Origin of the sequence: Caulobacter sp. DWP3-1-3b2 (assembly GCF_049896325.1) — a bacterium.
Taxonomy (GTDB): Bacteria; Pseudomonadota; Alphaproteobacteria; order Caulobacterales; family Caulobacteraceae; genus Caulobacter.
Genome location: NZ_JAFCUB010000059.1, coordinates 1 through 7,434 on the forward strand (window position 1 = coordinate 1; position 7,434 = coordinate 7,434).

General features: G+C 64.6%; 6 protein-coding genes and 1 pseudogene. 6 read left to right on the top strand and 1 reads right to left on the bottom strand.

What is annotated here, in order from left to right; genetic code table 11:
• A partial coding sequence (locus ACP7AG_RS20980) for an aminotransferase class III-fold pyridoxal phosphate-dependent enzyme (protein ID WP_426033337.1) occupies positions 1–450 on the top strand: 450 nt, incomplete at its 5' end.
• A 220-nt stretch (positions 451–670) separates the two neighbouring features.
• Positions 671–1,440, top strand: a pseudogene (locus tag ACP7AG_RS20985) (IS5 family transposase); the annotation flags it as partial.
• 314 nt (positions 1,441–1,754) lie between these two features.
• Here the strand turns inward: ACP7AG_RS20985 and ACP7AG_RS20990 are convergent.
• Entirely contained in the window at positions 1,755–3,182 is a 1,428-nt protein-coding gene (locus ACP7AG_RS20990) for a helix-turn-helix domain-containing protein (protein WP_426033339.1), read from the bottom strand.
• 183 nt (positions 3,183–3,365) lie between these two features.
• Between ACP7AG_RS20990 and ACP7AG_RS20995 the strand changes: the two genes are divergently transcribed.
• From ACP7AG_RS20995 to ACP7AG_RS21010, 4 genes are all read left to right on the top strand, one after another.
• Complete coding sequence (locus ACP7AG_RS20995; RefSeq protein ID WP_426033341.1) at positions 3,366–4,988, top strand: isocitrate lyase; 1,623 nt, start codon at positions 3,366–3,368, stop codon at positions 4,986–4,988.
• 45 nt (positions 4,989–5,033) lie between these two features.
• Positions 5,034–5,267, top strand: a complete 234-nt coding sequence (locus ACP7AG_RS21000) for a hypothetical protein (protein WP_426009970.1) — start codon at positions 5,034–5,036, stop codon at positions 5,265–5,267.
• Between the two features lie 79 nt (positions 5,268–5,346).
• Positions 5,347–6,927 carry a malate synthase A gene (gene aceB / locus ACP7AG_RS21005; protein WP_426009972.1) on the top strand — a complete coding sequence of 527 codons (1,581 nt, stop codon included), beginning with the start codon at positions 5,347–5,349 and terminating at the stop codon, positions 6,925–6,927.
• Between the two features lie 280 nt (positions 6,928–7,207).
• A partial coding sequence (locus tag ACP7AG_RS21010; RefSeq protein ID WP_426033344.1) for a transposase occupies positions 7,208–7,434 on the top strand: 227 nt, incomplete at its 3' end.

Sequence of the window (7,434 nt, forward strand, 5' to 3'; positions counted from 1 at the left end):
GAGAAGGGCGGCGACTTCATCCACGGCTTTACATACTCAGGCCATCCGACCTGCGCGGCCGTGGCCCTGAAGAACATCGAGATCATCGAGCGCGAAGGCCTGGTCGAGCGCACCCGCGATGACACGGGGCCCTACCTCGCCAAGGCCCTGGCCACCCTGAACGACCACCCGCTGGTCGGCGAGACCCGGTCGCTCGGTCTGATCGGCGCGGTCGAGATCGTCCGCGAGAAGGGGACCAACCATCGCTTCCTCGACAAGGAAGGCGAGGCGGGGCCGGTGGTCCGCGACCTGTGCATCGAGAACGGCCTGATGGTTCGCGCCATCCGCGACAGCATCGTCTGCTGCCCGCCCCTGATCATCACCCATGCGGAGATCGACGCGATGGTGGCGATCATGCGCAAGTCCTTGGACGAGGCCGAGCCGGTGTTGCGGGGATTGAAGGCGGATTAATGCCGAGCGATGACGAACAGCCATGCCGCGTCTTGGATCATGTTGAAAGCAATTATGATGCAGGCCGGCTTGTGGTCACGTTTGATTTCTTCTTCTCAGAGGCTGACCCGAAATGAAGTTGTTTGATTTCAGGCCCTTGTGATTCTGTTGGAGATGCGAGCCATCAACGGAAAACGACATGTGGACCGAAACCACCCGGAGCAAGCGCGCTTGAAAGGGCCTGCGGTATTCAAGCGATCTAACGGACCAGGAATGGGCGGTTCTGGAGCCGCTGATCCCGGCGCGGTCTCGCCTGGGTCGTCCGGCGAAATGGTCGTTGCGGACGATCACCAACGCGCTGCTCTATGTTTTGCGCGGCGGTCTGCCGTGGCGGATGCTGCCGGGGGACTTCCCGCCGGTGACGACGGTTCAGCGCTATTTCTACGCCTGGCGCGACAAGGGGCTCTGGCAGACCCTCAATCATCTGTTGCTGATGGATTGCCGCGAGACGGTGGGACGCCAGGCCTCGCCCAGCGCCGGGGTGGTCGACAGCCAGAGCGTCAAGACCACCGAAAGCGGCGGGCCTGTTGGGGGAGCCTGTCCTCGGCCAGCCGGAGGCTGGACCGGGGGGACGCGGGCAAGAAGATCAAGGGCCGCAAGCGTCACATCCTCACCGACACCGGCGGCTTGCTCGTCACGGCCCTGGTCCACACAGCCGATATCCAGGACCGTGGCGGCGCGCCTGACGTCCTGACCTCGATCCGCGCCAGCTTCCCCTGACTGCGCCACGTCTTCGCCGACGGCGGCTAGGCTGGCGACAAGCTGCGACACGCCATGGTCGGACGCGGCGACTGGGAGATCGAAATCATCAAGCGATCCGACACCGCCAAACGCACCTTCGTGCTGCTTCCGCGCCGCTGGGTCATGGAGCGCACCTTCGCCTGGCTCGGCCGAAACCGACGCCTGGCCAAGGACTTCGAGAAGACCCTTGAGAGCTCAACGGCATGGCTCTTCTACGACCAAAACCGCCGCTTCCCGCTTCCCGCTTCCCGCCTCCTACGGCGGCGGCGGGTTTGCGCCCCTGAACAAGGGACGCACTGTCGGGATCGAGCTGAACTTCAAATATTGACGACGCAATGCGGCGAGGCCCAGCGCCTCGCCGCGATTGAAGCCACAAGGATTGGAGGCGTGAAGCAGACTGTCTTCCCGGCGGCTTAACTTGGCCCGCGCTAGCAGCAGAACCGGTACGTTGCAGCGGTGCTTGAGCGGAGCAAAAATCGAGGCAAATCGCCCTGCGCCCGACAGAGACCTGACCCAGTCAGCCGCTAAAACGCTGCAAATGGGAATGGTGAGACAGCCTTGCTGTTTTCCTCGACCAACAGCGTGCGATTGATCGGCGCCGCCGCCCGCTGCGGGCAGGCCGGGCGCTCGCAGATCCGGCAGGATGGGCCGATCTCGACAGCCAGGGGCGCGGTGATGTCCAGCCCCCGGGCATAGACCAGCTTGCCGGCGTATTTCAGCTCGCAGCCCAAGCCGATGACCAGCTCGTCCTCCAGCCCCGCCTGCAGGCCCGACACTCGCCGCACTGTGCGCGACAGGGTGAAATAGCGCTCGCGGTCGGGGGTCTCGATCACCTGGGTGATGATGCGGCCCGGAGTCTTGAAGCTGTCGTGGACGTTCCAGCGCGGGCAGGCTCCGCCGAACCGCGAGAACGGAAACGGCCCGGCCGCGAACCGCTTGGAGATGTTACCCGCCGCGTCCAGCCGCATCATGAAGAACGGCACGCCGCGTGAGCCGGGGCGGCTGAGCGTCGTCAGCCGCTGGGCCGCCTGCTCGTAACTGATCCCGAACCGTGAGCGGACCCGTTCGATGTCATAGCCGCTAGCCTCCATGGCCGCCAGGAAAGGCTCGTAGGGGGTCATGATCGCGGCGGCCAGGTAGTTGTCGAGGAACACCTTCAGCAGTTGGCGCGTGGCACGGTCGGGGGCCTGGAAGCGGTCGGTCAAGGTCGTCAGCGTTTCGCCGGCCTCCATCAGACCCAACTGGTAGCAAACCGCGAAGATGCGGCTGGCCGGGGCCAGGGTCTCCGACACCATCAGCCGCTTGCGGTGATGGTCGTAGCGTCGCAGCGAGCCGGCCATGGTCTCGACCGGCATCACCCGGGTCTGGACGCCGAACTGTTCCAGCAGCCGGGCGCGGACGGCGGGACCCAGGTCCTGCGGGTCGGCCTTCATGGCCGCGACGATCCGCTCGGCCACGGTCTCCAGCTCGGCAAAATGGTTGCGCTGAGCGCTGACCAGGTCGCGGACCCAGTCCGTGGGCGAGGTTGTCGAGGCCGCCGCCGTGCCGTCCGGACGCTCGAAGGCGCCAAGGTCTATCAGGCGACCGCGATCCAAATAGGCGCGGTAGAGCCGGGTCATGGCCTCGGCGAAGGCCGGCGACAGCTCGGCGACCTCGGCCGACTCGTGGCGATTGACGCCCAGGTCGGCGAACATCTTGTCGGCCAGCACCTCCTCCAAACTGGCCCCGCCGCCCGGATCGTCGGCCGACAGGCTGCGCAGGTCCAGGTCGTAGGCGTCGGCCAGGCGCAGCAGGATCTGGGCGGTGACCGGACGCTGGTTGCGCTCCAGCAGGTTGAAATAACTGGGCGAGACGCCGAGGTCCTCCGCCATCCGGCTCTGGGTCACGCCGAGATCGCGCCGCAGCCGCTTCAGCCGGCCGCCCAGGAAGAGCTTCTTGTCATTCGTCGACATATGGTCAAGTTGTCATAGATTGACAGATTTACAAAGTCTTGATGTGACAAATCGCCTTCATTAGGTTCGACGGCTTTCGCCGGGCGGCGTTAGCTCACGGTCACGAACGCTTCCTTGTCGACCCGCCCTCCCGCACCTCCTGCGGCCAAGCCGGATCGGCGCCTGATGTGGGACAAACGACCGATGACGACGCTGCGCAAGACCTACGCCCAACACCGCCAGGAGCTGCTGGGCCGCTATCCCGACGGCCTCGCGCCGGCCGGCATCGCCGTGGACGACATTATCCAGCTGAAGCTGCAGAACACTTTCTCGACCCACTTGGACATCGCCCGCGAAATGGCCGGCGTCATGCGTGCCGACATGGCCGCCTACGACGCCGACAGCGCCCAGTTCACCCAATCGCTGGGCTGCTGGTCGGGCTTCCACGCCCAGCAGATGATCAAGTCGGTCAAGCGCCTGCGCGGCACGACCAAGGGCGCCTACGTCTATCTCTCGGGTTGGATGGTCGCCGGCCTGCGCAACCGCTTCGGCCACCTGCCCGATCAGTCGATGCACGACAAGACCTCGGTCGTTGATCTGATCGAGGAGATCTACGTCTCGCTGCGCCAGGCCGATGAGGTCGCGATCAACGACCTGTTCAAGGCCCTGAAGACCGCCCGCGACGTCGGCGACCAGGTCGCCGAGAAAACCGCAATCGCCGCCATCGACACCTTCGAGACTCACGTCGTGCCGATCATCGCCGACATCGACGCGGGCTTCGGTAACGAGAACGCCACCTACATTTTGGCCAAGGAAATGATCAAGGCCGGCGCCTGCTGCCTGCAGATCGAGAACCAGGTCTCCGACGCCAAGCAGTGCGGCCACCAGGACGGCAAGGTCACGGTGCCGCGTGAGGACTTCATCGAGAAGCTGCGCGCTTGTCGCCTGGCCTTCGAGGAACTGGGCGTCGACGAGGGCGTCATCGTCGCCCGCACCGACAGCCTGGGCGCCGGCCTGACCCAGAAGATCCCGGTTAGCCAGGCGCCGGGCGACTTGGCCTCTGACTACATCAAGTGGCTGAAGACCGAGGCGATTACCGTCGATAACCCGATCCTGCCGGGCGAATTGGCGATCTATCTCGACGGTCGGTTCGAAAAGCCGGTGCGCATGCCCAACGGCCTGTTCGCCTTCCAGGAAGGCACCGGCCGGGCCCGCGTCATCGAGGACTGCATCGCATCCTTGACTCAGGGCGGCGCCGACCTGCTGTGGATCGAGACCGACACCCCCAATGTCGACGAGATCGCCTCGATGGTCAGCGAGATCCGCAAGGTCGTCCCGAACGCCAAGCTGACCTACAACAACTCGCCGTCGTTCAACTGGACCCTGAACCTGCGCCGCCAGGTTCGTGATCAATGGATCGCCGAGGGAAAGATCCACAAGGACTCCTATCCCGAGGGTAACACCCTGATGTCGGCCGAGTTCGACGCCAGCGACCTGGGCCAGGAAACCGACGCCCGTCTCGCCGCCTTCCAGGCCGACATCGCGGCTCGCGCCGGGGTGTTCCACAACCTGATCACCCTGCCCACCTTCCACCTGACGGCCAAGAGCATGGACGAGTTGTCGCGCGGCTATTTCGGTCCCGACCGGATGAAGGCCTACGTCAACACCGTCCAGCGCGAGGAAATCCGTCGCGGCGTCTCGGCCGTGAAGCACCAGCACGAGGTCGGCTCGGATCTGGGTGACACCTTCAAGGAGATGGTCGCCGGTGAGCGCGCCCTGAAGGCCGGCGGCCACGCCAACACCATGAACCAGTTCGCCGCCGAATAGTCGGCGAACGGCCTTTCTTTCCCCACCCGATCAAAGGATTGCATCATGACCGCTACGCAATTTGCTCCCGCCGCCATGCCGAACGCCTCCGCCGAACAACGCGCGATCGATCGGGTGGCCGAGGCCGCCCACCGCCTGAACGAGGCAGTGCAACGGGCCATCGCGGCCGGCTATTCCGTCGAGCTGGTGCGCACCTCGCGTCACCACGACGGGGCGGGCAATTGGGGCGACCAGATCGTCCCGACCGTTCGACCCAATGGCGCCGCCAAGAGCGACTGATCTACAACACCACCTCGTCGATATGCTTGCTCCCGGGCTTCACGCCCGGGAGGCCTCCACAGAGCCTGCAGGATTTCCCATGCCCCTCGACATCGCCGCCAATATCCAGATCAACGGTCCTGTCGAGGGCCGCGCGGTAGAGATCCTGACGCCCGAAGCTTTGGCCTTCGTGGCTGATCTGCACCGCCGGTTCGACGCGCGTCGCCGCGAACTCCTGGTGGCCCGAAGCGTACGCCAGGCTCGTTTCGACGCTGGGGAGCTGCCAGACTTCCTGCCCGATACCGTCGACATCCGCGAGAGCGACTGGACTGTCGCGCCGATCCCAGTCGACCTACAGGATCGCCGCGTCGAAATCACCGGCCCCGTCGATCGCAAGATGATCATCAACGCCCTCAACTGCGGGGCGAAGGTGTTCATGGCCGACTTCGAGGACGCCACCTCTCCGACCTGGTCCAACCTGATCGAAGGCCAGGTCAACCTGAAGGATCGCTGGGCGGGCCAGCTGGCCCACGTCGATCCCAAGTCCGGCAAGAGCTACGCGCTGGGAGAGAACCTGGCCGTCCTGAAAATCCGCCCACGCGGCTGGCACCTGCCTGAACAGCACATGGAAGTGGATGGCCTGCCCGTCAGCGGGGCCTTGTTCGACTTCGGCCTGTACTTTTTCCACAACGCCAAGGCCACCCTGGCGCAAGGCTCGGGTCCTTACTTCTACCTGCCCAAGCTAGAGAGCCACCTGGAGGCGCGCCTCTGGAACGAGGTGTTCGTCCACGCCCAGGCCGCGCTGGGCGTCCCCGACGGCACGATCAAGGCCACGGTGCTGATCGAGACCATCCCTGCCGCCTTCGAGATGGACGAGATCATCTTCGAGCTGCGCGACCACATGGCCGGCCTCAACTGTGGTCGCTGGGATTACATCTTCTCGTTCATCAAGCGCCTGGGCGGACGCGCTGAATTCCTCACGCCGGACCGCTCGGCCATGGTGATGGGCCAGGCCTTCCTGGGCGCCTATTCGCTGAAGCTGATCCAGACCTGCCACCGCCGGGCGGCCTTCGCCATGGGCGGCATGGCGGCCCAGATCCCGATCAAGGGCGACGAGACCGCCAACCAAGCCGCCTTCGCCAAGGTGCGGGCTGACAAGGAACGCGAGGCCGGGGCCGGTCACGACGGCACCTGGGTCGCCCACCCCGACCTGGTGCCCGTGGCCATGGAGGTCTTTGACCGCCTAATGCCGACGCCCAACCAGCTGGACAAGCGCCTCGCCGACCTCACGATCACGCGGCAGCAAATGCTGAAGTTGCATGACGGCGTCCGCACCGAAGCAGGCGTGCGCGAAAACATCCGCGTTGGCGTGCGCTACACTCAGGCCTGGATCGAGGGCCGGGGCGCGGTGCCGCTCTACAACCTGATGGAAGACGCCGCGACCGCCGAAATCTGCCGCACCCAGCTATGGCAATGGCTGCGATTTAACGCGGCGCTGGACGACGGCCGAGACCTAAGCTCGGAGTTGTTCGTCAGCTTCTTCACCCAAGAGCTGACGGAACTTCGTCAGCATTTTCCCAGCGACAGGCTGGAGGACGCTGCGCAACTTTTCTCACGGATGGTGCTGACCGAAGCTCTCGATGAATTCCTCACCCTGCCGGCCTACGAGATGATCGTTTAACGCCGGCTTTCGCGGCGCCCGACTGCGACTGACATGTGTTCCGTGTCGTCTGGCGCCCAAGCGGCCCGTTTGGTCATTGAGCGAAATGCCGTTGAGGGCAAGCCCGCTCGGCTTTGCAAACCTTCGAGGCTCAGGGTCAGCAAACCTCGATTCTCTCAGAGGCTGACCCGAAATGAAGTTAGGTGATTTCAGGCCCTTGTGATTCTGTTGGAGGTGCGAGTGATCAACGGAAAACGAAATGTGGACTGAGATCACCTGGGGCAAGCGTGCTTGAAAGGGCCTGCGGTATTCAAGCGATCTGACGGATTGGGAGTGGGCGGTTCTGGAGCCGCTGGTCCCGGGGCGGTCTCGGCTTGGGCGGCCGGCGAAGTGGTCGTTGCGGACGATAACCAACGCGCTGCTCTATGTTTTGCGCGGCGGTCTGCCGTGGCGGATGCTGCCGGGGGACTTCCCGCCGGTGACGACGGTTCAGCGCTATTTCTACGCCTGGCGCGACAAGGGGCTCTG

What these genes read in the sequence shown, in the direction of transcription:
- ACP7AG_RS20990 (WP_426033339.1), bottom strand. Translation starts at nt 3,182, where the DNA reads ATGTCGACGAATGACAAGAAGCTCTTCCTGGGCGGCCGGCTGAAGCGG.
- ACP7AG_RS20995 (WP_426033341.1), top strand. Translation starts at nt 3,366, where the DNA reads ATGACGACGCTGCGCAAGACCTACGCCCAACACCGCCAGGAGCTGCTG.
- ACP7AG_RS21000 (WP_426009970.1), top strand. Translation starts at nt 5,034, where the DNA reads ATGACCGCTACGCAATTTGCTCCCGCCGCCATGCCGAACGCCTCCGCC.
- aceB (WP_426009972.1), top strand. Translation starts at nt 5,347, where the DNA reads ATGCCCCTCGACATCGCCGCCAATATCCAGATCAACGGTCCTGTCGAG.